Raw genomic sequence first — 25,825 nt, forward strand, 5'->3', positions numbered from 1 at the left:
AATTATACCTGTCGCCATAATTGAGTATAAAACCATGTCCAAGCACCCTGGTTTTGTATTCCGACGCCCTGATCTGGCCCGCAATATTGTCGATGGGCTGGTCGGCGCCGGGATCCAGGATTACACCTCAGGCCTGTTCCTGGCCGCGCCGAGACGTACCGGAAAAAGTACGTTCCTGCGTGAAGACTTGATTCCCGAGTGCGAAACCCGCGGCTGGCTCGCGGTCTACGTCGACCTGTGGGCCAACAAGGAGAAAGACCCTGCCGACCTGATCGCTTCGGCAATCGCGGGGGCACTGGTGCCTTATGAAAAGGGGATCCGCAAGCTGGCCAAATCCATGGGCATCGACAAACTCAGCTTCTTGCGCACGTTGTCCTGGGATTTCAGCCTGCCGCAACTGCCCGAAGGGGCGACGCTGACCCAGGCGCTGGAGTTGTTGCACAGTGCGGCCGGTAAAACCGTGGTGCTGGTGATCGACGAAGCCCAGCATGCGTTGACCACCGAGGCCGGGGTCAACGCCATGTTCGCCCTCAAGGCTGCCCGCGACCAACTCAACCAAGGGCGCGAGGGCGATACCAGCGGCCTGCGCCTGGTGTTCACCGGCTCCAATCGCGACAAACTCGCGCACTTGGTACTCAGCCGTAACCAACCGTTCTACGGATCCAGCATCACCTCGTTCCCATTGCTGGGTAAGGCGTTCACCAAAGCCTACGCTGCCCATTTGAACGCGCATCTGGCCCAAACCAATCAGTTCAATGCCGATGACTTGGACCAGGCCTTCGAGTTGGTAGGGCGCCGCCCTGAAATGCTGCGCAGCGTCATTGGCGAAATTGCCTTGGAACTGGGTGAGGCGAGCCACTTGGGCGAATTGCTGCGCAACAGCGCGCAAATGCTCCGTGCTGGCGTCTGGACCGAGTTTGAAAGTGCCTGGAACGCCTTGACGGTGCCGCAACGGGCAGTGCTGCAGGTCATGGCCGAGCGCTCGCAAAACAACGAACCCTTTGCGCCCTTCACCGATTCAACGCTGGACGCCGTGGGCAAGGTGCTCAGGAGCATGGGCAGCGAAGTCGTGCCTGGCACCCAGACCATCCAATCCTGCATCGACGCGCTGCGTGACAAGGAACTGGTGTGGAAGTCCAATCGCGGTGGTTACGCCTTGGAGGACAAAGCGTTTGCGGATTGGTTGAAGGGGTATCGCAAGCAACATTGAACCTGGGAATACATTCTGTGGCGAGGGAGCTTGCTCCCGCTGGGTGCGCCCTGTAGGAGCTGTCGAGTGCAACGAGGCTGCGATCTTTCCCCAGACACTTGAATCCCAAGCGAAAGATCAAAAGATCGCAGGCTTCGCCAGCTCCTACAGAGCCGAGCGGGAGCAAGCTCCCTCGCCACAGGTATTGTGTTCGGCTGGAAAAGGTCTATTTCTTCATCAATGCCGAGCACGCCGCCTTGTACGCCTCGTGCTGATACTTGTTCAGCGTCGCCGGCAAGGCGAAGTCATGTTTCTTGTGCTGCGCGTTGAGGGTCTGCGGTGACAGCAGTGTCACCTCGCAGCCTTCCAGCAACTGGAAAACCCCTTCAATCTTGAACGTGGTCGGTCCGCCGGCGAACTCGCCTTTCTTGCTGCGCTTCTTGATGGCGATGCGTTCGATGCCATTCTCGACCACGAACGCCCGTACCTGGGCGGCAAACGCCTTGACGTTGGCGGCTTCGTCATCGTCGTCCAGGGCGATTTTCTTGGTGTTCAGCGCGATGTGAGTCAACGCCTGCTGCTCCAGCGAGGCAACGGCGATGATCGCTTCGCTGCCTTTGATTTCGATGCCGCAAATGATCATTGGAACCCTTGATGCCTGGAGGTGTGGAGTTGCAGTTTATCCATCTTGGTCTGGAACGCCGCGGTGATTTTTTCATTTGCGGCCCACTCAGTTCATGCTTTGGCGCAGATCGAGCATGATCTTGTCGAAGTAATCGACCCGGATGACGCCGAAGCGGGGGTATTCGAAGTCCAGGATCACATACAGCACGCAGACCATGACCGCCGCGTAACCCAGGCTGTGCAGCCAGTTGCGCCGCTTTGTACCGGCCATGCCATAGCCGATCAGCAGGGCGCTGATCAGGGCCATGGTCACCAGCATCAGGTAGATGACCAGCGGTGGGTGGGTTTCATGGGCCACGGCGCGGGTGGTGGTGATATCGATCATTTCATTTTGTGCCTGCAGCACACTGACCCCCAGGGTTGGGGTGGGCATTTGCTGCAGGGCGGCGATCGTGCGTTTCCAGATGGTCTGTTGCAAGTCACTGGCACGATCATGGGCGGCTTCGTCGAGTTCGTCTTCGCGCAGATCGCGGTAATACTCGATGCGGGCGTCGACGTAATCCTTGAACGCCTGGCGCACGGCCGGTTGCTCGCTGGCCGGTAGCAGGTCCAGGCGTAGCCAGGCGGTGCCCATGGCATTGGTTTCGGCAACGATCAGCGCGCGCCGTTGATCCAGGCGCGTGGCTGCGCCAGAGAAGGTAAAGGCAATCAGCAGTGCCAGCAGGCCGAACACTGCGCCTTCTATTGCCCCAATGCCTTGGCGGGCGCCCTCCGGGTCTTGGGCCAGGTGACGGTTGCCGATCCGGCGACCGGCCTCGATGCCCGCCACGATGGCGATAAAAATAGCTAACCCATATAAAGGCAAGGCGGTAAGAGAGAGCATATGAAAATCCCTTGATAGGCAATAACACCGACTAACGTGAGCGCCTGTCATGAGCTGATCCTAAGCCCCTCCTTTCGCTTCGGATACTGTCAGAGTTAACAGTATCTGAAGCCTAATGTCTGTTGGGATATCCCCGTAGGCCTACAGTTCCAACTGGTCAGCATGGATACCAAAGGCAGCGGCAATTTTCTCTCGAGTAGCCCGGCGAGGCTTTGCGACCGATTCCTGCTGGGCAAACGCCGGTTGAGAAATACCCAGTCGCCTGGCGACTTCATCCTGAGTCAGGTTCAAGTGTTCGCGCCAGGCGCGGATAGGCGTAGCGCCGTCGACGATACGGCTGACCACTTCGTGAGGGATCAGATCGGGTTCCAGTTTTTGCGCAACGTATTGTGCGTACGGAATGACCACAAATGCCGGGTTTCCGTCTGCATCGTTGATGATCTGAATATCAGTAGGTGCGTTCATCGCGTTTCTTGACCTCTTGAATGCTGACGACCTTGATCGCCCCGTCCCAATCGAACATGACTCGGTAGTTGCCTACCCGCAGGCGGTACGCATAGTCATGACCGACAAGCGCTTTGACGTTGACCACGTCAGGCATCTGGGCGAGCGCCGTAACGGCATCCCGAACTTGGGCCTGATGGGCTGAGTGCAATTTCAGAAGCTGCTTAACGGCTTTTCTGGTCCAGTGGATAGTGTTCATGGAAAGAATATAAGTCTTTTATAAGATTTGCGAATCCTGACTTATATTCTTTCCGGGGCCAACGCGTGAACGATGTCTGGATATTGCTCCGTGGATAACCCTTTACTCCTGCCCAATCGACTCCAAAAACTCCGACCGATCATCGCTCACCTGGGCCATGCAGTCGTTTTCGGCGATCTTGTAGGCTTCGCTACCGGGTTTGGCTGGGAAGGCGGCGATGGCGCAGTCGGCGTCGCGCTGTTTTTGCCACAGTTGTTGGGCGGCCTTGACCTTGGCGGTGATGTCGTTGAGCTGGGCCTTGTCGCTGGCGTAGCGGGTTTGCAGGCGCTCGTTGAGGCTCTGCAGGTTTTCGTTGAGCAGTTGTTCGGCGGCCGTCTTGCCGTAGGCCGAGCAGGCCAGGGTCTGGACGTCGTTTTCAACTTCGTCGCAGGGATTGGGCTCGGTGTCTTCGGTTGCGTGTGCCAGGGTGCTGATCAGTGCCAAAGCCAGGAAGATTGATTTCATCGCGTTGCCGCTCAAGTCCAGTGAAAACCAGTGATGCGGCGGATTCTGGCGCAACCGTCGGGTAAAGAACAGACGGGCAGGGTGGGCCTGTCGTAGCCCATTGTCGTGGATTGACGCTTTCGGCAATTCCCCTGTCGTTTTTGCACCGGGTCGCGACGGCCCTCAGGCATATGCTGGCCCCAAAGCGCCGGCACACGATTCGGCGCATGAATCGCTGACAAAAGGGGACTGCCTGATGAGCCCAGCCGAATTGCACGCCGACAGCATCGTTATCGACGGGCTGATCATTGCCAAGTGGAACCGCGACCTGTTCGAAGACATGCGCAAGGGCGGCCTGACCGCAGCCAACTGCACCGTGTCGGTGTGGGAAGGTTTCCAGGCCACCATCAACAACATCGTCGCCAGCCAGAAGCTGATCCGCGAGAACAGCGACCTGGTGATTCCGGTGAAAACCACCGCCGACATCCGTCGCGCCAAGGAACAGGGCAAGACCGGCATCATCTTCGGCTTCCAGAACGCCCACGCCTTCGAAGACCAGCTCGGCTACGTCGAGATCTTCAAGCAGTTGGGCGTCGGTGTGGTGCAGATGTGCTACAACACCCAGAACCTGGTCGGCACCGGTTGCTACGAACGCGACGGCGGCCTGTCGGGCTTCGGTCGCGAGATCGTCGCCGAGATGAACCGTGTCGGCATCATGTGCGACCTGTCCCACGTCGGTTCCAAGACATCCGAAGAAGTCATCCTCGAATCGAAGAAGCCGGTGTGCTATTCCCACTGCCTGCCGTCCGGCCTGAAAGAGCACCCGCGCAACAAATCCGATGAAGAGCTGAAGTTCATCGCCGACCACGGCGGTTTCGTCGGCGTGACCATGTTCGCGCCGTTCCTGGCCAAGGGCATCGATTCGACCATCGACGACTACGCCGAAGCCATCGAATACACCATGAACATCGTCGGTGAGGACGCCATCGGCATCGGTACCGACTTCACCCAGGGCCACGGCCAGGATTTCTTCGAAATGCTGACCCACGACAAGGGCTACGCCCGTCGTCTGACCAGCTTCGGCAAGATCATCAACCCCCTGGGCATCCGCACCGTGGGCGAGTTCCCGAACCTGACCGAGACGCTGCTCAAGCGCGGCCATCCTGAGCGGGTGGTGCGCAAGATCATGGGCGAGAACTGGGTCAACGTGCTGAAAGACGTCTGGGGCGAATAATCGCCGCCGCATCGCTAATCCTCTACCTGCGGCCCTCTGCGCCGCAGGCAATACCACGAATTTCCGGAGTCAAGTTTTCATGGCCAAGATCGCCCCGCAACTGCCTATCGAAGTCGACAGCGAAACCGGTATCTGGACGTCCGACGCCCTGCCGATGCTGTACGTACCGCGTCACTTCTTCGTCAACAACCACATGGGCATCGAAGAAGTGCTGGGCGCCGACGCCTACGCCGAGATTCTCTACAAGGCCGGCTACAAATCCGCCTGGCACTGGTGTGAAAAAGAAGCCGAATGCCACGGCCTGGAAGGCGTCGCAGTGTTCGAGCACTACATGAAACGCCTGTCCCAGCGTGGCTGGGGCCTGTTCAAGATCCAGGACATCGACCTGGATAAAGGCACCGCCAGCGTCAAGCTCGAGCACTCGGCGTTCGTCTATGTGTACGGCAAGGTCGGGCGCAAGGTCGACTACATGTTCACCGGCTGGTTCGCCGGCGCCATGGACCAGATCCTCGCCGCTCGTGGCAGTTCGATCCGCACCGTGGCCGAGCAGGTCTATGGCGGTTCCGAAGAAGGCCACGACGACGGCCTGTTCATCGTCAAGCCGTTGTAAGTCGAGGATCGCGCCATGGCTTTTGAAGCAATGTTCCAGCCGATCCAGATCGGCAAGCTGACCATCCGCAACCGCGTGCTCAGCACCGCGCACGCCGAGGTCTACGCCACCGACGGCGGCATGACCACCGACCGGTACGTGAAGTATTACGAAGAAAAGGCCAAGGGCGGCATCGGCCTGGCGATCTGTGGTGGCTCGTCGGTGGTTGCCATCGACAGCCCGCAGGAATGGTGGAGCTCGGTGAACCTGTCCACCGACCGCATCATCCCGCACTTCCAGAACCTGGCCGACGCCATGCACAAGCATGGCGCCAAGATCATGATCCAGATTACCCACATGGGCCGTCGCTCGCGCTGGGACGGTTTCAACTGGCCGACCCTAATGTCGCCGTCCGGCGTGCGTGAGCCGGTGCACCGTGCCACCTGCAAGACCATCGAGCCGGAAGAAATCTGGCGGGTGATCGGCAACTACGCCCAGGCGGCACGGCGTGCCAAGGCCGGTGGCCTGGACGGCGTCGAGCTTTCCGCCGTGCACCAGCACATGATCGACCAGTTCTGGAGCCCGCGGGTCAACAAGCGTACCGACGAATGGGGCGGCAGCTTCGAAGGCCGCATGAAGTTCGGCCTGGAAGTGCTGAAGGCCGTGCGCGCCGAAGTGGGCGACGATTTCTGCGTGGGCATGCGCCTGTGCGGCGACGAGTTCCACCCGGACGGCTTGTCCCACGAGGACATGAAGCAGATCGCCAAGTACTACGACGACACCGGCATGCTGGATTTCATCGGCGTGGTGGGCTCGGGTTGCGACACCCACAACACCCTGGCCAACGTCATCCCGAACATGAGTTATCCACCGGAGCCGTTCCTGCACTTGGCCGCCGGTATCAAGGAAGTGGTCAAGGTCCCGGTGCTGCACGCGCAGAACATCAAGGACCCGAACCAGGCCACGCGGATCCTGGAAGGCGGTTACGTCGACATGGTCGGCATGACCCGTGCCCACATCGCCGACCCGCACCTGATCGCCAAGATCAAGATGGGCCAGATCGACCAGATCAAGCAGTGCGTGGGCGCCAACTACTGCATCGACCGTCAGTACCAAGGCCTGGACGTGCTGTGCATCCAGAACGCCGCGACGTCCCGTGAATACATGGGCGTGCCGCACATCATCGAGAAGTCCACCGGGCCCAAGCGCAAAGTGGTCGTCGTCGGTGCCGGCCCGGCCGGGATGGAAGCGGCGCGTGTGGCCGCCGAACGTGGGCACGACGTGACCTTGTTCGAGAAGAAGGAATTCATCGGCGGGCAGATCACTACCGCCTCGAAAGCCCCGCAACGGGACCAGATCGCCGGTATCACTCGCTGGTTCCAACTGGAACTGGCGCGGCTGAAAGTCGACCTGCGCCTGGGCGTGGCGGCTGACGCGGCGACGATCATGGACCTGCGTCCGGACGTGGTGGTGCTGGCCGTCGGCGGCCATCCGTTCCTGGAGCAGAACGAACACTGGGGCGCCGCCGAAGGGCTGGTGGTCAGCAGCTGGGATGTGCTCGACGGCAAGGTCGCGCCGGGCAAGAACGTGCTGGTCTACGACACCATTTGCGAGTTCACCGGCATGTCGGTGGCCGACTTCCTCGCCGACAAAGGCAGCCAGGTCGAGATCGTCACCGACGACATCAAGCCGGGCGTGGCCATTGGCGGGACTTCGTTCCCCACGTACTACCGCAGCATGTACCCCAAGGAAGTGATCATGACCGGGGACATGATGCTGGAGAAGGTCTACCGCGAAGGCGACAAGCTGGTGGCGGTGCTGGAGAACGAATACACCGGCGCCAAGGAAGAACGCGTGGTGGACCAGGTGGTGGTGGAAAACGGCGTGCGGCCGGACGAAGAAATCTACTACGCGCTCAAGGAAGGCTCGCGCAACAAGGGCCAGATCGATGTCGAAGCCTTGTTCGCGATCAAGCCCCAGCCGTGCCTGGAGCAGAGCGGCGATGGCTACCTGCTGTTCCGCATCGGTGACTGCGTGGCCCAGCGTAATACCCACGCGGCCATCTACGACGCCCTGCGGTTGTGCAAGGATTTCTAACGGCTTGTGGATAACCCTGTGGGAGCGAGCTTGCTCGCGATAGCGGTGGATCAGGCGACATTTATGTTGGATCTGAGTCCGTCTTCGCGAGCAAGCTCGCTCCCACAGGGATCGAGCAAGACATCCAGGTTTCTGTGCCTGCAAGACCTGAGGTCTTTGGGAGCTTCACCATGCTGAACACCCTTCTTCCAATCCTGCTGTTCGCAGCCCTGGGCCTCGCGGTCCTCGGCGCCTTGCGGCGGGTGAACATGTGGCGCCGGGGACGACCGGCCAAGGTCGACCTGATCGGCGGTCTCTTTGCCATGCCCAAGCGCTACATGGTGGATTTGCACCACGTAGTGGCGCGGGACAAATACATTGCCAACACCCACGTGGCCACGGCCGGTGGTGCGGTGGCGTCGGTGGTGCTGGCGATCCTGGTCCACGGGTTTGGCCTGCATAACCGTTTCCTCGGCTATGCCTTGCTGTTGATGTCGGCCGTGATGTTCGTCGGTGCGATCTTCGTCTACCTGCGTCGGCGCAATCCGCCGGCCCGTTTGTCCAAGGGCCCGTGGATGCGCCTGCCGAAAAGCCTGTTGGCGTTTTCGGCGTCGTTCTTCCTGGTGACCCTGCCGGTGGCGGGCATCCTGCCGGAGAACTTCGGCGGTTGGCTGGTGGCGGCGGTCCTGGGTGTCGGTGTGCTGTGGGGCGTCTCGGAACTGTTCTTCGGCATGACCTGGGGCGGGCCGATGAAGCACGCCTTCGCCGGTGCCCTGCACCTGGCCTGGCACCGCCGCGCCGAGCGCTTTGGCGGCGGCCGTTCCACCGGTCTCAAGCCGCTGGACCTGAACGATCCCGCCGCGCCACTGGGCGTGGAGAAACCCAAGGATTTCACCTGGAACCAACTGCTGGGCTTTGACGCCTGCGTGCAGTGCGGCAAGTGTGAGGCTGCCTGCCCGGCGTTCGCGGCCGGCCAGCCGTTGAACCCGAAAAAACTCATCCAGGACATGGTCGTCGGCCTGGCCGGCGGCACCGATGCGAAATTCGCTGGCAGCCCATACCCGGGTAAACCTGTGGGCGAACATGCGGGTAATCCCCATCAGCCGATCGTCAACGGCCTGGTAGACGCCGAGACCCTGTGGTCCTGCACCACCTGCCGCGCCTGCGTCGAGGAATGCCCGATGATGATCGAGCACGTCGATGCCATCGTCGACATGCGCCGCCACCTGACCCTGGAAAAAGGCGCCACGCCGAACAAGGGCGCCGAGGTGCTGGAAAACCTCATCGCCACCGACAACCCTGGCGGCTTTGCCCCGGGCGGGCGGATGAACTGGGCGGCGGACCTGAACTTGAACCTGCTCAGCGAGAAGAAATCCACCGACGTGCTGTTCTGGGTCGGCGACGGTGCCTTCGACATGCGCAACCAGCGCACCTTGCGCGCCTTCGTCAAAGTGCTGAAGGCGGCGAAAATCGATTTTGCCGTGCTCGGCCTCGAAGAACGCGACAGTGGCGACGTGGCCCGGCGCCTGGGTGATGAAGCGACGTTCCAGCTGTTGGCCAAACGCAACATCCAGACCCTGGCCAAATACAGCTTCAACCGCATCGTCACCTGCGACCCCCACAGCTTCCATGTGCTGAAAAACGAATACGGCGCCTTCGATGGCAACTATTTGGTGCAGCACCACAGCACCTACCTGGCGGAGATTATCGACGCCGGTGCGCTGAACCTCGGCCAGCACAAGGGCGACAGCGTGACCTATCACGACCCGTGCTACCTGGGCCGCTACAACGGCGAATACGAGGCGCCGCGCCAGGTGCTGCGTGCGCTGGGTATCGAGGTCAAGGAGATGCAGCGTTCTGGTTTCCGTTCGCGTTGCTGCGGCGGCGGTGGCGGTGCGCCGATCACTGACATTCCAGGCAAGCAGCGGATTCCGGACATGCGCATGGACGACATTCGCGAAACCGGCGCTGAGCTGGTGGCAGTGGGTTGCCCACAGTGCACCGCGATGCTCGAAGGCGTGGTCGAACCGCGGCCAATGATCAAGGACATTGCCGAACTGGTGGCTGACGCACTGCTTGAAGACGCAGCCCCGAGCAAGCCCGTGGCCCCAGCCAAACGTGAACCTGCGGAGGTGCATTAATGAGCGACATCATCCGCCGCGATCCTCGCGCCGAGTGGATCGCCCGCAACCGCCTGCACCCGCTGCACGCGGCCATGCAACCGGTCCAGCACAGCTGGATGGGCCCCAATGGCGTCATTCGCAAGAACGTCCATGGCATCGGTTTCATCGGCCCCAACGGCATCAAGCGCATCGACCGCAGCGGTGCCCAGCAGGGTGGCGCGAGCAAGCGCACTGCCGCCGTTGAAGTGCAATTGCCGCTGCATCAAGTACCGCAACCGGCGTTCTACATCAGTGTGGTGCCGGACATGGTCGGTGGTCGCCTCAGCAGCCACGACCGCGATCTGCTGGGCCTGGCCCATCAGCTGGCGGGTACGGACGGCGCGGTGCTGGTAGTGGTGTTCGGCGAGCACAAGGAAAACGCCTTCGCCACGGCCGGTGTCGACCGCTTGCTGGTACTGGAAGGTGAGGCCTTCAGCGGTTATGCACCGGAACAACGGGTGCAGGGTCTGCGGGCTGTGGATAACCAATTCAACCCACGCCATTGGCTGCTGCCCGACAGCCGCACCGGTGGCGGTGAACTGGGTCGGCGTTTTGCCGCAGCCCTGGGTGAGCGCCCGGCCACGCGGGTCTGGCAGGTCAAGGGCGAAGAGTGCATTGGCCGCGCCGGTGCGGGCCTGCAAGACTTGGCCCGGCCGTTGGCGCGCTTGATCCTGGCAGCGGCCGAATGCGCCGAACCGGTCAGCGAAACCCGCCACGAAGCCTTGCCGGTGGAGTTATCCACAAGCGTGGCCCGCAGCTTGTCGCGAATCGAAGATCTCGGTGCGGTGGCGGTGGACCCGGGCGCGATCCCGATGGCCGAGGCCGAATTCATTTTCTCCGGCGGCAACGGGGTCAAGGACTGGGCGCTGTTCCACCAGACCGCTGCGGCCCTGGGTGCCACCGAAGGCGCTTCGCGGGTGGCAGTGGACGACGGCTTCATGGCCCGGGATCGCCAGGTCGGTGCGTCCGGTACCTGGGTCACGGCACGGGTCTACGTGGCGGTGGGGATTTCCGGGGCGATCCAGCACCTGCAGGGCATTGGCGCCTGCGACAAGGTGGTGGCAATCAACCTCGACCCAGGCTGCGACATGATCAAACGGGCAGACCTGTCGGTGATCGGTGACAGCGCGGCGATTCTCCAGGCCTTGATCGCGGCGGTAGAGGCTTACCGCAACGAAGCCAAGCGCGATGCGGCTTAAGAAGGATAAGTTGATGAGTACCCAAGTGATCAGCCTCGTGTCCATTGGCGCCCACCCCACTTCCGGTCGGCCCCGGCGCGCCGAACAGGACGCCCGGGCCGTGGAACTGGGCCTGCAACTGGCCGGCAACGACCTGCAAGTGCTGCACGCCGGTGACGTGGCCGAACCAGCCCTGCGCGCCTACTTGGGCATGGGTCTGGATGAACTCCACGTCCTGGAAAATCCCGAGGGGGCCGACGCCCTGCCGGCCCTGACCGACTACCTGCGTGACGCTGGCGCCCAAGTAGTGCTCACCGGCAGCCAGGCGGAAACCGGTGAAGGCTCGGGCATGCTTCCCTTTCTGCTGGCGGAAAACCTCGGTTGGCCGTTGGTGGTGGGGCTGGCCCAGGTCGAGTCCATCGACAGTGGCGTGGCCCTGGTGCTGCAAGCCTTGCCCCGCGGCCAACGGCGTCGTCTCAAAGTGCGCCTGCCATTCCTGGCCACTGTGGATAACGCCGCGCCAAAACCTCGGCAAAGCGCCTACGGTCCGGCCCGGCGTGGGGCATTGCATGCCGAGGAAGTCGAAGTGATCGACGACACCTTGCTGGCGGTGGCGACCCTGCAACCGGCCAAGCCACGCCCCAAGCGCTTGAAAGTGATCAAGGCCAAGAGCGGCGCCGACCGCATGAAAGCCGCCACGGCCAAGGCCAGCGGCGGAGGCGGGCAAGTGCTCAAGGGCGTTAGCCCGGAGGCCGGGGCCGAGGCCATTCTCAAGTTGTTGATTGAGGAAGGGGTCGTTCGCTAACCCCTGGAATACCTGAATCCCTTTGTGGGAGCGAGCTTGCTCGCGATGGCGGTATGTCAGGTTGCATCTTCTTCGCTGACACGCCGCTATCGCGAGCAAGCTCGCTCCCACAGGAGGGCAGTGTTTGCCCACCATTATCGTGCGTCTCTGTGGATAACCTGCTCGGCCCGCCGCCGTAAACCAGGCCATCCAGGCCTGCGCTCAAAAAACACCCACCTGACCTGCTGCAACATCCGGCCATAAAACCGCTGGCCTGGCGGGTTGCCGCGTCCCAAGCCTGTGGGTGAAAAAGGTCGTTTCATCGCCAATGGAGTCCTATCAATGGAAGTAGCAATTCGCCCGGCCTTGCCCACGGATGCACGGGAGATCGCCCGTCTGTTCCGGATTTCCTCAGAGGGTGCGTCGGATTACATCTGGAGCCAACTGGCGGAGCCTGGTCAGGATCTGCTTGACGTGGGCGCCGCGCGTTATGCCCGGGAAGGTGTCGATTTTTCCTACCAGAACTGCCTTGTCGCCCAGGCCAACGGACAGGTCATCGGCATGATGCACGCTTATGTCACGCGTCATGATCCACAGGCGGCACCAGTCACAGACCCGGTCCTGGCGCCCTATGCCGACATGGAAGTGCCCGACACCCTCTATATCTCAAGCTTGGCCCTGCATGAAGGCTGGCGTAACAAGGGGCTCGGCGTTCGCTTCCTCGAACTGGCGCAACAGCGTGCCGATCAACTGGCACTCAAGGGCCTGAGCCTGATCGACTACGCCGCGAATACCGGCGCACGGCGTTTTTACGAGCGCCATGGCTTTGGCATCGTCAAAACCTGTCAGGTCGTCCCGCATCCGTTGATTCAAGTAACGGGCGCCGCCTACCTCATGCATCGGCCTTAGCCGGCACAGCGGCCCTGAAACCCTGTGGGAGCGAGCTTGCTCGCGATAGCGGTAGATCAGTGGCATCGATGTTGACTGACACACCGCCATCGCGAGCAAGCTCGCTCCCACAGGGGCATGTGTTTACCCACAATCCCTGTGCGCGCCTCTGTGGATAACCTGTTCGCCCCTCGCTGCACCCCATGCAGATCGGGCCCTGCCGGCCTGCGATCAAAAAGTAGCCAGGCTAACCCACGGTTTTTATTGGCTTTTTGTGGTGAATAACGACCCCTTCCAGCTGAAACTTGCCCCCAATCTCTGTTGGCGCTTCTGTGGATAAGATGTTCGCTCAACGCTGCAAGCCATACGAGACGGGGTGTTCAGTGGATTGATCATAAAATGATCGATTGGTGTTTTTTATCGGTAAAACCTCCGGAAAACCGCGATTTACAAGCCGTCCACGGGGTTTTCCACAGAATCGTCAAAATTACCCCCAAACACTGTTGGTGCTTCTGTGGATAAGGTGTTTGCTCACCGCCACAGCCCATGCTTATCGGGGCTTACAGGGATTTGTTCAAAAAACAACCGATGGACCCCTAAAACCGTGATTGTCCATAAGTCACGGTTTTTATTCACTTTGCCACGGAGAAAATGCCCGACTTACGCACACTTGTCCCCATTTGCTGTGGGTGGTCATGTGGATAACTTGTTCACCAAACGCTGCCGGCCACGGCCGGCATAGCGCAAATCGCGATAGATCAAATTTCATACAGTTCTAAGGCCCAACCTTGACGCAGGTCTGTCGGCTGTCTTCACTTCCATGGCACAAGGACATCGCACTTTATCCACATCAGGTTCAGGGAGAACACATGATGGATAGCAAGCACCCCCGCTCGCACCCGCTCCCCCTGCTGACCTGCGTCCCGGCACCGCCCACTTCGCTGCATAAACGCATCCACCGTCGCGCCGCCAATCAGCGTGCACGTCTATAGCGTCCGGTTTTTCTCCCTGTAGCACCGCTGACTGCCGCTGGACCCTGCACGGGACAGTGGCCAGGCGTTCGTGCGCCTGTCGATTTGCAGGCAACCGCAGAGTTGCCCCTTCTGCCTGAGAGGACTTGAACATGACACGGATCTCAACCCCCATCAGTGATATCCAGGAGCACTACGACGTCATTGTCATCGGTTCCGGCTACGGTGGCGGCATTGCTGCCTCACGCCTGTCCCGGGCCGGACGCAAGGTGTGCCTGCTGGAGCGTGGCCGGGAAATCCAGCCCGGCGAATACCCCAACACCCTGCTCGCGGCCACCGAGGAACTGCAGGTCCATGACCCGGACGGGCATATCGGCTCGCGCACCGGGCTGTTCGACCTGCACGTCAACGCCCAGCAGAACGTGGTGGTCGGTTGTGGCCTGGGCGGCACGTCGCTGATCAATGCCAACGTTGCGCTGGAGCCGGAGCCTGGCGTATTCGACGACCCGCGCTGGCCCCTGGCGGTACGGGAGCACCGCGACACGCTGCTCAAGGACGGCTACGCCCGGGCCCGGGAGATGCTCAAGCCCAACCCTTACCCGGCTTCAGCACCGAACCTGCCCAAGCTCGACGCTCACAAGAAGTCGGCCGATTACCTCAAGCAAGGCGCGCATTTCTACAAGCCGCCGATCAACGTGACCTTCGACAAGCTGCCCAATAACCTCAACCACGTCGGCGTCGAACAGTTGCCCTGCAATAGCTGTGGCGATTGCGTCTCGGGCTGTAACAACAAGGCCAAGAACACCACGCTGATGAATTACCTGCCGGATGCCTGGAACCACGGCGCGGAGATTTTCTGTCAGGCCGAGGTGCGGCACCTGGAGCGCGACGGCGACGGCTGGATCGTGCACTTCCAATACCTGGACAGCGGCCGCGAGCTGTTCTCGGCGCCCACGTTGTTCGTGCGAGCCGATATCGTGGTGGTGTCCGCCGGCACCCTGGGCTCCACCGAAATCATGTTGCGCTCGCGGGACAAGGGCCTGGCCATGTCCGGCCAACTGGGCGAGCACATGAGCGGCAACGGCGATATCCTCGGGTTCGGCCACAACTGCGACCAGGTCATCAATGGCATCGGTTTCGGCGCCCATCCGGCCAAGGAGCTGGAGCCGGTGGGGCCGTGCATCACCTCGATCATCGACATGCGCACCGAAGGCGACTGGCGCAGCCGCATGGTCATCGAGGAAGGTTCGATTCCCGGCGCCCTCGGCCGGGCCATGGTGCCGAGCATGGCGGCGTTTGCCGAAATGATCGGCGTGCCCACCGACACCGGTTTCGGTGCCAGCCTCAAGTACAAGGGCCGGGAGGCCGAGAGCTTCCTGCGCGGGCCGTATTACGGCGCGCTGCACAACATGCAGACCTACTTGATCATGAGCCATGACAACGCCAAGGGCCGCATGCTGCTCGACAACAAGGACCAGTTGCGCATCGACTGGCCCGGCGTCGGCGAACAGGAGAACGTCACCCTCGGCAACGAGCGGCTGCACCAGAGCACCAAGGCCCTGGGCGGGATCTGGGTCGAGAACCCGATCTGGACCAAGCTGCTCAAGCACAGCATCGTTTCGGTCCACCCCCTGGGCGGTTGCGTGATGGGCGAGGATGCCACCCAAGGGGTGGTCAACCACAAGGGCCAGGTGTTCAGTGGCGCCAGCGGCACCGATGTCTACCCGGGCCTGTACGTGACTGACGGTGCGGTGATCCCCACGTCCCTGGCGGTCAATCCGCTGCTGACCATCTCGGCGGTAAGCGAGCGCAACATGGGGCTGCTGGCGGCCGATCGTGGCTGGATCATCGACTACACGCTGCCCTCGGCCCCGCGCAAAACGGTGGCGCCGCCGACCCTTGGCGTGCAGTTCACCGAAACCATGAAGGGCTACTTCTCCACGGCCTTCACTCAGGCCCAGGGCACCGATCTGAGCCTCTACGAGGCGGCGGCCAAGCGCGGCAAGGCCGACAACTCGCCCATCGAATTCACCCTGACCATCACCGCCGCCGACCTCAACCGTCTGATCAAGGAGCCGGAACACGCCGCAACCCTGGTGGGCACCCTCGATGCACCGCTGCTCTCACCGCAACCGCTGGTGGCCAGCAACGGGGTGTTCAACCTGTTCGAGCAGTACCAGGAACAGGTCGGCGTACGGCACATGAACTACGACATGAAGCTGACCGCCGAGGACGGCAGCGACTATTACTTCAGCGCCTTCAAGACCGTGCCCGAGGACAACGGCGTGCTGAATATCTGGCACGACACCAGCACGCTCTATGTCACGCTCTATCGCGGGCCGGACAAGACCGGCGCAGTGATTGGCTGCGGCGTGATGCACATCCTGCCGGCCGACTTCGCCAAGCAGATGACCACCATGAAAGTGCTCAACGCGCGCAACGAGCGTGAGCGCGTGGAGGCGCTGGCTCGGTTCGGCAAGTTCTTTGCCGGGATCCTGTGGGAGAGCTACGGCGGTGTCTTCGCCGGCGACGTCTATTTCAACCCGGACGCGCCGCCCCGGTTGAAACGGCCGTTGGATGCGCCGGCGCCGGCCGTGCATTTCTTCCAGACCGAAGACAACGTCGAGCTGCGCCTGACCCGTTATCAGGCCGGCACCAAAGGTCCGGTGATGTTGGTCCATGGCTTGGGCGTGGGCTCGAACATTTTCTCCACCGACACCATCCACACCAACCTGCTGGAGTACCTGTGCAAGCACGAATATGACGTCTGGCTCCTGGATTTGCGGGTGAGTATCCTGCTGCCGGCCAGCAAGCACGAATGGAACGGCGACCAGGTGGCCCAGTACGATTTCAAGGCCGCCATCGAGCAGATCCAGCAAGCGACCCTGGCCCGTGACGTGCAGTGCGTGGTGCATTGCTACGGCGCGACGACGTTCTTCATGTCGATGCTGGCGGGGCTGCAGGGCGTGCGCTCGGTGGTCTGCTCGCAGATCGCCGCCGACACGGTGGTCGCCACCGCCACCGGTCTGAAGGCCGGCTTGCACTTGCCGGGGATGCTCGATGCCATCGGCATCAAGTCCCTCACGGCCTACGCCGACACCAAGGAAAGCTGGTTCAACAAACTCTACGACAAGGCCCTCAATGGCTATGCCCGGATCGAGGCCCAGGGCTATTGCACCAACCCGGTCTGCCATCGCATCACGTTCATGTATGCCTCGCTGTACCGCCACGACACCCTCAACGAAACCCTGCACGACAACCTGCATGAGTTGTTCGGCGAGTCGAACATCCAGACCTTCGAGCACCTGGCGCTGATCGTGCGCAAGGGGCACCTGGTGGACTTCAAGGGCAACGACGTCTACATGCCGCATTTCGATCGGTTGAAGTTGCCGATCTGCTTCATCAGCGGCGCCGACAACCAGTGCTACCTGCCGCAAAGCACCCTCAAGACCTACGAGCGACTGTGCGAGATGCATGGCCCGCAGTTGTTCAGCCGCCACGAAGTGCCGGGGTACGGTCACATCGACTGCATGTTCGGCAAGGATGCGGTGGTGGATGTGTATCCGATCATTCTTGAGCACTTGGAAAAGACTGCCCTCGGTTGACGCAAGACCGAGTGGTCTGCATCGCGAGCAAGCTCGCTCCCACAGGGGCCATGTGCCGCTGATTTTGTGCACGCCACACATCCAGTGTGGGAGCGAGCTTGCTCGCGATGGCGATCGTCAGAGCGCCGCATATCGTGAGCCAAGAATAAGGAAAAGGATGCCATGAACACTTACATCCGCTGGTTCCAACGCATCATCTGGGTCGGGATTGTCATGAACATGTTCTTCGCGATCCCGGCGTTGTTCGCGCCGGCATTGCTGACGTCCATGATCGGCCTGCCACCTGTCTTGTCCGATCCCTGGCTGGAGAACGCCGGCATGTTGCTGGTGGGGATCAGCCTGTTCTACATGCCCTCGGGGTTCAACGCGCCGCGTTTCGTCGTGCATTCGTGGTTGTGCGTGCTGTCGCGGCTGGTGGCGGTGGTGTTCTGGATCTACCTGATCAACACCAATAACCAGGGCCAATTGTTTGTGCCGATGTTGATGGGCGACCTGAGCATGTTCCTGATCCTGGGCGTGCTGCTGTACCTGGGCAGCCCGGTGGCCAATCGTCCGCTGGCCCTGCTGTGCGCCGGTTGGCGGGAATGGCGCGCCGGCTGGGCGCTGCGCTGGCAGAGCCACGGGTTCAAGGTCGGCATGTTGGTGGTGGTCGTGTTGCTGGGTTTCATTGGCTACCAGACCTGGTACCAAATGATCCGGGAGGTACCGCAACCGGATTTCGCCTCCGACGAAGACCATTACAAATACGCCGCCATCGGCCTGGGCATCGAGGCGCGGATTCCCTACTACCTGTTCGCCGTGCTGCCGCAAATGTGCCCGGAAAAACTGCCCAAGCCCGGCGGCTACGAAGTGTTCGGGTTTCTCTATGAAAACGGCAAAGACCTGCCCATCGGCATGGCCAAGCGGCAACTCGGTTACCCCACGGTCGAGCCCAATTGCGCCCTGTGTCACACCGGCTCCTACCGGGCCAATGCCACTGACGTGGCAGTGCCGGTCGCCGCCGCGCCGGCCAATACCCTGCAACTGCAAGCCTTCCAGTGGTTCGCCTACGATTGCGCCAGCGACCCGAAATTCACCCCCGAGGCGGTGATGGCGGCGATCAATGGCAAGTTCCAGCTGGGTTTTTTCGAAAAACTGTACAACCGTTACTTGATCATCCCGATGGCCAAGAGTGCGCTGCTCAAGCAGAAGCAGGCCTATGCCTGGCAGAAGCTGCGCCCGGCCCAGGGGCCAGGGCGGACCGACACCTTCAACCCGACCAAAATGGTGGTGTTCGGCTTCCCGGATGACTCCACCATCGGCACCGTGGATCTGCCACAGGTCTGGAACCAGAAACCCCGGGAGTCCATGTACCTGCATTGGGACGGCAATAACAACCAGATCCACGAGCGCAACTACGCAGCGGCCATGGCCGTGGGCGCGACGCCAGAATCGGTGCTGCCGCCGAGTTTCAACCGGGTGACCAACTGGCTGCTGGGCCACAAGGCACCGGCCTGGCCGTTCGCCCTGGACCAGGCGAAAGTCGCCCAGGGCAAACCGATCTGGGAGAAAAACTGCGCCGGTTGTCACGACTTCGGCCGCACCGATACAGGCCAGGTCACTACCAACATCGACCAGTTGGGCACTGATCCCCATCGCCTGAATTCCTTCACCACGGGCCTGGTGACGGCGTTCCACGGCTTCAAGAAACCGCCGTTCGACTTTGGCGCCTACCGCAAGACCCAGAGCTACAGCAACACCCCCACCGACGGCATCTGGCTGCGGGCGCCGTACCTGCACAACGGTTCGGTGCCAACCCTGTGGGATTTGCTGCAAGCACCGGAACAGCGTCCGCAGGTGTTCTACACCGGCTCTGACATTTACGACCAGGAGAAGGTCGGCTTCGTCACCCGCGGTGCACAGATGAAAGCATCGGCGGATTTCAAATACGACACCCGTCTGGAAGGCAACCACAACGGCGGCCACCTGTATGGCACGCAACTGTCGGACGTCGACAAACGGGCCCTGATCGAGTTCATGAAGACCCTGTAGCCCAGGGCATTGCGAAGGAGCGTTCACATGTCATTACTGCACCATTGGGAACATGAGTTCGACAAGGTCAAGGTCCGCCTGCACGGGTTGGTCACGCGGCTGGAGATGTCCTGGAAGAAACTCGTCAACGACCTGGAACCCGAGGAGTTTCAGGCCATCGTCAAACTGCTGCAGCGCGGGCACGACCAGGCGCGGCACGTCATCGAGCATGGCGACCTCCCGGATGACGAGCCGGCCGTACCCTGGGAGCTGGCCCACGGCCTGTCGATCCTGAAGATCGGTAACCCCACGCCGTTGCCGCAAAGCGAAGACGAACTGCCGACCCGGGTGCTCAAGGACGGCACCTTGCTCGGTTGTCGCAAATGGGAGCTGCTGGACCTGCTGTGGAGCGAGGCGCTGCTCAAGTGGATCGAGAACCTGCGCCATCACGCGCCGTTCGCCACCAACCCGGCGCTGGTGAAAATGGACAGCGACGTGGTGCTGGCCATCGCCGGCGACTGGGGCACCGGGCCGTTCGACAGTCACGCGCCGGCGGTGGCCGTGGCCAATCAGATGCAACTGGCCCAGGCTGACTTCACCATCCATCTGGGTGATGTGTATTACGCCGGCACCCATTCCCAGGAAGACGTCGACATGGTCGGCTGGCCCCAGGGCAAGCACGGCTCGTTCACCCTCAACTCCAACCACGAGATGTACAGCGGTGCCCACGGTTACTTCAAGGAACTGGCCAAGCGTTTTCCGGTGCAGCAAGGCACCAGCTACTTTGCCTTGTACAACGACGACTGGCTGGTGGTTGGCCTGGACAGTGCCTACGCCTCGGACGCGATGAACCTGTACATGGACGGCACCCTCAACACCCAGCAGATCGAGTGGATGAAAACCCTGCCCAAGCGCAAGAAGTTGATGGTGCTCAGTCATCATCAGGGCTTCGATATTTCCGGGCACAACAAGACCGCCCTCTACCAACCGGTGTGCGATGCCCTGGGGCGTGAGCCGGACTACTGGTATTGGGGGCATTTGCATAACGGCATCTGCTACGCCACCCAGGGCGGGCTGCATGCGCGCTGCGCCGGGCATGGGGCGATTCCCTACGGCACCACCAGCGAGCTGAACGGGCATGCCCGGGTGCTGTGGTCGGAGACTCAATTGGCGGGGGACGAGGCGTATCCGGAGCGGGTGCTGAATGGGTACGTGAAGGTGCGGTTGGTGGGGGATAACATCGAAGAGACGTTTTACGGGGAGGATGGCAGTGTGCGGTGGTCTTCCAAGTAGACGGTGAGTGTCAGGCCGTTATCGCGAGCAAGCTCGCTCCCACAGGTTTTGTGAACGACACAGAACCCCTGTGGGAGCGAGCTTGCTCGCGATGCTTCTGACTTAACCCTGGACCGGAACGCCCTTGAGGTACGGCGCTGGCTCGGCCCCGAGGTTGTTGAGCATGCGCTCGCTGTACCAGTCCACGAAGTTCACCACGCCGAACTCATAGGTCTTGGAGTACGGGCCAGGCTGGTAGGCGGTGGAGTTGATGCCGCGCTGGTTTTCTTCGGCCAGGCGACGGTCCTGGTCGTTGGTGGCGTCCCAGACCTGGCGCATGCGCGCGACGTCGTAGTCCACGCCTTCGACCGCGTCCTTGTGCACCAGCCACTTGGTGGTGACCATGGTTTCCTGGGCGCTGATCGGCCACACGGTGAACACGATGATGTGGTCGCCCATGCAGTGGTTCCACGAGTGCGGCAGGTGCAGGATGCGCATCGAGCCCAGATCCGGGTTCTTGATGCGACCCATCAGCTTGGCGCAGCCTTGCTTGCCGTCCATGGTCATCGACACGGTGCCCTTGAGCAGCGGCATGCGCACGATACGGTTGCGCAGGCCGAAGCTGGCGTGGGCGTAAGGGATCTTCTCGGCGTCCCAGGCGGCGGCGGAAGCGGCCACGTGGTCCTTGAAGGCCTGGTCGGCCCGCGGGTCGGTGACGTCGTCCCATTCCAGCAGGGTCTTGAGCAATTCCGGGTGCGAACCGCCGCAGTGGTAGCACTCGCGGTTGTTTTCCAGCACCAGCTTCCAGTTGGCCTTTTCCATCAAGGTGGTTTGCACTGCCACCTTGGTGTTCTCCATGTCGTACGGTTCCATGTAGTGGTTCAGCGTCGACAGGAAATCATCGATGGCCGGCGGATTCTCGGCCAGGCTGATGAAGATGTAGCCGCCCGCGGTCTTCACGTTCACAGGCTTGAGGCCGTACTGCTTCATGTCGAAGTCGGCGCCCATCTCGGTGCCGGCGAACAGCAGGCGACCGTCCAGCTCGTAGGTCCACTGGTGGTAGTGGCAGACCAGTTTGGCGACCTTGCCCTTTTCGCTGGTGCACAGCCGCGAACCGCGGTGGCGGCAGACGTTGTGGAAAGCGTGGACCACACCGTCGGCACCGCGAATCACGATGATGGGGTTCTTGCCGACTTGCAGGGTCAGGTAGTTGCCCTTGGCCGGGATCTCGCAGGTCATGCCGGCGATCAACCATTCCTTCTGGAAGATTTCCTGCATATCGATATCGAACAGGCGCTCATCGCTGTAGAACGGTTGTGGCAGCGAGAAGGTGCGCTCGCGCTCTTGCAGCATTTGCGCGGTGGCCTTGCGTGCGGGTTCCAGCGGATCGCCCAGGCTCAGGGTAGTGGTGTCCATCGTTTTATCCTCGTGGCCCTCTAAGCGGAGCCGGTGAAAATGACTAATCGGTTGTGCTACGCAAGGCAGAAAACTTTGTTTATCTGTTGGGGCGAGTGTGGGGCCGCGCAGGGGCCGAACCTTATCCATGGGCGACATGGCCCAATCTGTTCCCGACGCGCAAGCCCCGGTAGTTAAGGGCTGGTCGCGATAAGTATGTGAATGTCGCAGATAGGTAAATGGTCACCCAGGCGCCTGCGCACAATCGCCATCATGAAGGCCGACAGTCGGCCGTGGAGATCAGCATGTCCAATAACTTCCTGAACCCGGTCACTACCCAGACCTGGGCCAATGGCCGACATATCGTACGTTGCGTCAAAGTCATCCAGGAAACCTGGGATGTGCGCACCTTCTGCTTCATGGCCGATCAGCCGATCATGTTCTTTTTCAAGCCGGGGCAATTCGTCACCCTGGAGCTGGAAATCGAAGGCCAGCCGATCATGCGCTCCTACACCATCTCCAGTTCGCCGTCGGTGCCCTACAGCTTCTCGGTCACCATCAAGCGCGTGCCGGGGGGCAAGGTCTCCAACTGGTTGCACGATACCCTGCATGAAGGCCAGGAGCTGGCGGTGCACGGGCCGGTGGGGTTGTTCAACGCCATCGATTTCCCGAGCCCGAAAGTCCTGTACCTGAGCGGTGGCGTGGGAATCACGCCGTGCATGTCCATGGCTCGCTGGTTCTACGACACCAACGCCAATGTCGACATGACCTTCATCCACAGCGCCCGGTCGCCCAAGGACATCATCTACCACCGCGAGCTGGAACACATGGCGTCGCGGATCGACAACTTCAGCCTGCACCTGATCTGTGAAAAGCATGGCCTGGGCGAGCCTTGGGCCGGGTATCGCGGTTACCTGAACCACAAGATGCTGGAATTGATGGTGCCCGACTTCCTCGAGCGCGAAGTGTTCTGTTGCGGCCCGACCCCGTACATGACCGCGGTCAAGCGCCTGCTGGAAGCGGCTGGCTACGACATGAAGCGTTACCACGAGGAATCCTTCGGCGCCACGCCACCGGAAGCCCGTGCCGACGCCGTGGAACAGGCCGAACAGGCGGCCGACGCGCCGGAAGTCGATGCGGCGGACCTGCACCTGGTGGAATTCACTTCCTCTGGCAAGAGCATCCGCGTGGGCCCGGGCGAAACCGTGCACGCCGCCGCCGCCAAGCTCGGCATGATGATCCCCAAGGCCTGCGGCATGGGCATCTGCGGTACCTGCAAGGTGCTGAAGCTGGGCGGGGAAGTGGAGATGGATCACAACGGCGGGATCACCGAGGACGACGAGGCCGAGGGCTACATCCTGTCGTGCTGCAGCGTGCCGAAGGGGGATGTGCGGATCGAGTTCTGATGCTGCAGTGAGCCCCCTGTGGCGAGGGAGCTTGCTCGCGCTCGGCTGCGCAGCAGTCGTCATCCGGTAAACACGAGCTACCTGATACACCGCATGGGGCTGCTACGCAGCCCAGCGGGAGCAAGCTCCCTCGCCACAAAAGGCGCCCAAAGCCACCCAGGCTCTGGGTGGTCACTTAAAGGCTCATCACTTCCCGAATATCCGCCGCCAATTCCCGCACCCGCGCTTCTTCGGTGTCCCACGAGCACATGAACCGTGCGCCGCCCTTGCCGATGAAGGTATAGAAGCGCCAGCCCTTGGCGGTCAGCGCGGCGATGGCCGGTTCCGACAGTTGCAGGAAAACGCCGTTGGCCTGGACCGGGAACATCAGTTCCACGCCGGGAATGTCGTTGACCAGTTCTGCCAGCAATTGGGCGCAGTGGTTGGCGTGGCGGGCGTGTTTGAGCCAGGCGTCGTTTTGCAGCAGGCCGACCCAGGGCGCCGACAGGAAGCGCATTTTCGAGGCCAGTTGCCCGGCCTGTTTGCAGCGGTAGTCGAAATCCACGGCCAGGTCATGGTTGAAGAACAGGATCGCCTCGCCCACCGCCATGCCGTTCTTGGTGCCGCCAAAGCACAGCACGTCCACGCCGACCTTCCAGGTCAGGTCCGCCGGGGAGCAGCCGAGGAAGGCGCAGGCGTTGGAAAAGCGCGCGCCGTCCATGTGCAGGTTCAGCCCCAGTTCCTTGCAGGTGACGCTGATGGCGCGGATTTCATCCGGCGTGTAGACGCTGCCGACTTCCGTGGCTTGGGTCAGGGTGACGACCCGAGGCTTGGGGTAGTGGATGTCCTGGCGCTTGAGGGCGATCTCGCGGATCGCCTCGGGGGTCAGCTTGCCGTTTTCAGTACGTGCCAGCAGCAGCTTGGAGCCGTTGGAGAAGAACTCCGGTGCACCGCATTCGTCGGTTTCGACGTGGGCGGTTTCCGAGCAGATCACGCTGTGATAACTCTGGCACAGCGAGGACAGGGCCAGGGAGTTGGCCGCCGTGCCGTTGAACGCGAAGAACACTTCGCAGTCGGTTTCGAACAAGGCCCGGAAATCGTCCGCCGCGCGGTGGGTCCACTCATCGTCGCCGTAGGCACGTTGATGACCCTGGTTGGCTTCTTCCATGGCGGCCCAGGCTTCGGGGCAAATGCCGGAATAGTTGTCGCTGGCAAACTGTTGACTCTTGTCGGTCATGGCCTTGCTCCTGAATAGAGAGTCCTGGATAAAGAGATCCCTGGCGGAATGCCCGGATGGGGCGTTCCCTGGTTCGGCGTGTTTGGGTCCACAGCGCCGTGGTCGATACTGGTGCGCACTTTACCCAAGATTAGTGGGGGAACACACCGGATGTTTCTGTCGGAAAGTATCAATCTCGTCGCGCGGCTTTATACATGAGCCGGCGTGACGGGGCCCTGGACCTGCTCAAGTGGTTGGCTCTTTTGTCGATGGTCCTCGATCATCTGCGATATGTCGGTTTTTCCGTCGATTGGCTCTATGTGCCGGGACGCTTGGCATTCCCGTGGTTCTGCCTGGCGATGGCGGCGAATCTGGCGCGCAGGGGTGCCAGCGCCGCTCCATGGCGGTACCTGGGCTGGCTGCTGCTATTCAGTGCCGTCAGCGAAATCCCCTACCGCTTGTTCATTCCTGATCCCACCACCCTGAATGTGATGCCAACCCTGGTGCTGGGATTGTTGGTGGCGCGCTGTTGGCAAACGCCCACCCTGGAGGCGCGATGCCTGGCGGTGATGGCGTTGCTGTTGGCGGCGCTGTTTTCGTCGCAGTTGATGTTCGGTTTCTTCGGTGTGCTGCTGCCGCTGGCGATGTTGCTGGTATTCAAGCGTCCCTTGTACATGGCGCTGTTGCCGGGGCTGGTCTGCGTGGCGGCCAACCAATGGCGAGTATTGTATGGCGCGGCGTGGTTGGGAGATGGGGTGGCGTTGTGGGGGCTGGTGGCTTGCCTGATCGCGCCATGGCTTGGGCAGGTGCTTTTGCGACATGCCGGTCGTTTTCATCCACCGGCGATGCGGCGCTGGGCCTATGGCCTTTATCCAGCGCATTTCCTGCTATTGCTCGCGGTTCGCCAGGTCGCTGCTTAACCCTGCGGGAACTGTATTTTGGGAACAGGCCTGTGGGAGCAAGGCTTGCCCGCGATGAAAGCGCCGCGGTCTCCCATGGATCGCGGCGCCTGGATCGCGAGCAAGCTTTGCTCCCACAGTGTTATCGCGCAGGCCTTGCTCTCCGACTCTTTGATCCCATGTCGTAAACGCACCTTTGCGTGGCGTCCATAGGCATTTGACATGCCTGCGCCAGCCATACCATCGCATCCAAAGGGCACGACCGAATGGTCCGTGCCT

General features: G+C 61.5%; 20 protein-coding genes. 13 read left to right on the plus strand and 7 right to left on the minus strand.

Annotated elements, in window-relative coordinates; translation table 11 throughout:
- The first annotated feature begins 34 nt into the window (after nucleotides 1–34).
- Complete coding sequence (locus tag J4E53_RS10290; protein ID WP_103309263.1) at nucleotides 35–1,210, plus strand: AAA family ATPase; 1,176 nt, start codon at nucleotides 35–37, stop codon at nucleotides 1,208–1,210.
- A 205-nt stretch (nucleotides 1,211–1,415) separates the two neighbouring features.
- On the opposite strand, the gene J4E53_RS10295 is transcribed toward J4E53_RS10290, so the two are convergent.
- From J4E53_RS10295 to J4E53_RS10315, 5 genes are all read right to left on the minus strand, one after another.
- Nucleotides 1,416–1,832, minus strand: a complete 417-nt coding sequence (locus J4E53_RS10295; RefSeq protein WP_060740281.1) for a DUF3010 family protein — start codon at nucleotides 1,830–1,832, stop codon at nucleotides 1,416–1,418.
- 87 nt (nucleotides 1,833–1,919) lie between these two features.
- On the minus strand, nucleotides 1,920–2,696 hold the full coding sequence (locus J4E53_RS10300) for a hypothetical protein (protein WP_060740282.1): 777 nt from the start codon (nucleotides 2,694–2,696) through the stop codon (nucleotides 1,920–1,922).
- Nucleotides 2,697–2,837: 141 nt separating this feature from the next.
- The gene (locus tag J4E53_RS10305; RefSeq protein WP_103309265.1) at nucleotides 2,838–3,161 is read right to left on the minus strand and encodes a helix-turn-helix domain-containing protein; all 324 of its coding nucleotides are present in this window, start codon (nucleotides 3,159–3,161) and stop codon (nucleotides 2,838–2,840) included.
- Nucleotides 3,145–3,399 (minus strand): type II toxin-antitoxin system RelE/ParE family toxin, encoded by a 255-nt coding sequence (locus tag J4E53_RS10310; protein ID WP_060740284.1) that lies wholly within the window; start codon nucleotides 3,397–3,399, stop codon nucleotides 3,145–3,147. The genes J4E53_RS10305 and J4E53_RS10310 overlap by 17 nt, the downstream gene beginning before the upstream one ends.
- A 102-nt stretch (nucleotides 3,400–3,501) precedes the next feature.
- A complete protein-coding gene (locus J4E53_RS10315; RefSeq protein ID WP_103309267.1) occupies nucleotides 3,502–3,903 on the minus strand; it encodes a lysozyme inhibitor LprI family protein in 402 nt (133 codons plus the stop codon).
- A gap of 235 nt (nucleotides 3,904–4,138) precedes the next feature.
- Between J4E53_RS10315 and J4E53_RS10320 the strand changes: the two genes are divergently transcribed.
- From J4E53_RS10320 to J4E53_RS10365, 10 genes are all read left to right on the plus strand, one after another.
- Nucleotides 4,139–5,116 carry a dipeptidase gene (locus tag J4E53_RS10320; protein WP_030139307.1) on the plus strand — a complete coding sequence of 326 codons (978 nt, stop codon included), beginning with the start codon at nucleotides 4,139–4,141 and terminating at the stop codon, nucleotides 5,114–5,116.
- A 79-nt stretch (nucleotides 5,117–5,195) separates the two neighbouring features.
- Complete coding sequence (locus J4E53_RS10325; RefSeq protein WP_025215877.1) at nucleotides 5,196–5,726, plus strand: DUF5943 domain-containing protein; 531 nt, start codon at nucleotides 5,196–5,198, stop codon at nucleotides 5,724–5,726.
- 15 nt (nucleotides 5,727–5,741) lie between these two features.
- Nucleotides 5,742–7,802: a dimethylglycine demethylation protein DgcA gene (gene dgcA / locus J4E53_RS10330; protein ID WP_060740286.1), complete on the plus strand. Its 2,061-nt coding sequence runs from the start codon at nucleotides 5,742–5,744 to the stop codon at nucleotides 7,800–7,802.
- 170 nt (nucleotides 7,803–7,972) lie between these two features.
- Nucleotides 7,973–9,922 carry a dimethylglycine demethylation protein DgcB gene (dgcB, locus tag J4E53_RS10335; RefSeq protein WP_103309268.1) on the plus strand — a complete coding sequence of 650 codons (1,950 nt, stop codon included), beginning with the start codon at nucleotides 7,973–7,975 and terminating at the stop codon, nucleotides 9,920–9,922.
- Entirely contained in the window at nucleotides 9,922–11,142 is a 1,221-nt protein-coding gene (locus J4E53_RS10340) for an electron transfer flavoprotein subunit alpha/FixB family protein (RefSeq protein ID WP_103309269.1), read from the plus strand. Before dgcB ends, J4E53_RS10340 begins: the two co-directional genes overlap by 1 nt.
- Nucleotides 11,143–11,155: 13 nt before the next feature.
- Complete coding sequence (locus J4E53_RS10345) at nucleotides 11,156–11,926, plus strand: electron transfer flavoprotein subunit beta (RefSeq protein WP_060740289.1); 771 nt, start codon at nucleotides 11,156–11,158, stop codon at nucleotides 11,924–11,926.
- A gap of 321 nt (nucleotides 11,927–12,247) precedes the next feature.
- Nucleotides 12,248–12,814: a GNAT family N-acetyltransferase gene (locus J4E53_RS10350; RefSeq protein WP_060740290.1), complete on the plus strand. Its 567-nt coding sequence runs from the start codon at nucleotides 12,248–12,250 to the stop codon at nucleotides 12,812–12,814.
- Between the two features lie 1,102 nt (nucleotides 12,815–13,916).
- Entirely contained in the window at nucleotides 13,917–17,369 is a 3,453-nt protein-coding gene (locus J4E53_RS10355; protein ID WP_103309271.1) for a GMC oxidoreductase, read from the plus strand.
- Nucleotides 17,370–17,531: 162 nt separating this feature from the next.
- Nucleotides 17,532–19,400: a hypothetical protein gene (locus tag J4E53_RS10360; protein WP_103309273.1), complete on the plus strand. Its 1,869-nt coding sequence runs from the start codon at nucleotides 17,532–17,534 to the stop codon at nucleotides 19,398–19,400.
- Nucleotides 19,401–19,427: 27 nt separating this feature from the next.
- A complete protein-coding gene (locus J4E53_RS10365) occupies nucleotides 19,428–20,672 on the plus strand; it encodes a metallophosphoesterase (RefSeq protein ID WP_103309275.1) in 1,245 nt (414 codons plus the stop codon).
- 102 nt (nucleotides 20,673–20,774) lie between these two features.
- On the opposite strand, the gene gbcA is transcribed toward J4E53_RS10365, so the two are convergent.
- A complete protein-coding gene (gene gbcA / locus J4E53_RS10370) occupies nucleotides 20,775–22,067 on the minus strand; it encodes a glycine-betaine demethylase subunit GbcA (protein ID WP_060740294.1) in 1,293 nt (430 codons plus the stop codon).
- Nucleotides 22,068–22,351: 284 nt separating this feature from the next.
- Between gbcA and gbcB the strand changes: the two genes are divergently transcribed.
- Entirely contained in the window at nucleotides 22,352–23,452 is a 1,101-nt protein-coding gene (gene gbcB / locus J4E53_RS10375) for a glycine-betaine demethylase subunit GbcB (protein ID WP_060743118.1), read from the plus strand.
- Between the two features lie 175 nt (nucleotides 23,453–23,627).
- Here the strand turns inward: gbcB and J4E53_RS10380 are convergent, their stop codons facing one another.
- On the minus strand, nucleotides 23,628–24,668 hold the full coding sequence (locus tag J4E53_RS10380) for a low specificity L-threonine aldolase (protein WP_060740295.1): 1,041 nt from the start codon (nucleotides 24,666–24,668) through the stop codon (nucleotides 23,628–23,630).
- A gap of 194 nt (nucleotides 24,669–24,862) precedes the next feature.
- Here J4E53_RS10380 and J4E53_RS10385 point away from each other — a divergent pair, with 194 nt between their 5' ends.
- The gene (locus J4E53_RS10385; protein WP_060740296.1) at nucleotides 24,863–25,567 is read left to right on the plus strand and encodes a TraX family protein; all 705 of its coding nucleotides are present in this window, start codon (nucleotides 24,863–24,865) and stop codon (nucleotides 25,565–25,567) included.
- Nucleotides 25,568–25,825 lie beyond the last annotated feature (258 nt).

This window comes from Pseudomonas sp. FW305-28 (assembly GCF_017351395.1).
GTDB classification, from domain to species: Bacteria; Pseudomonadota; Gammaproteobacteria; order Pseudomonadales; family Pseudomonadaceae; genus Aquipseudomonas; species Aquipseudomonas fluorescens_AA.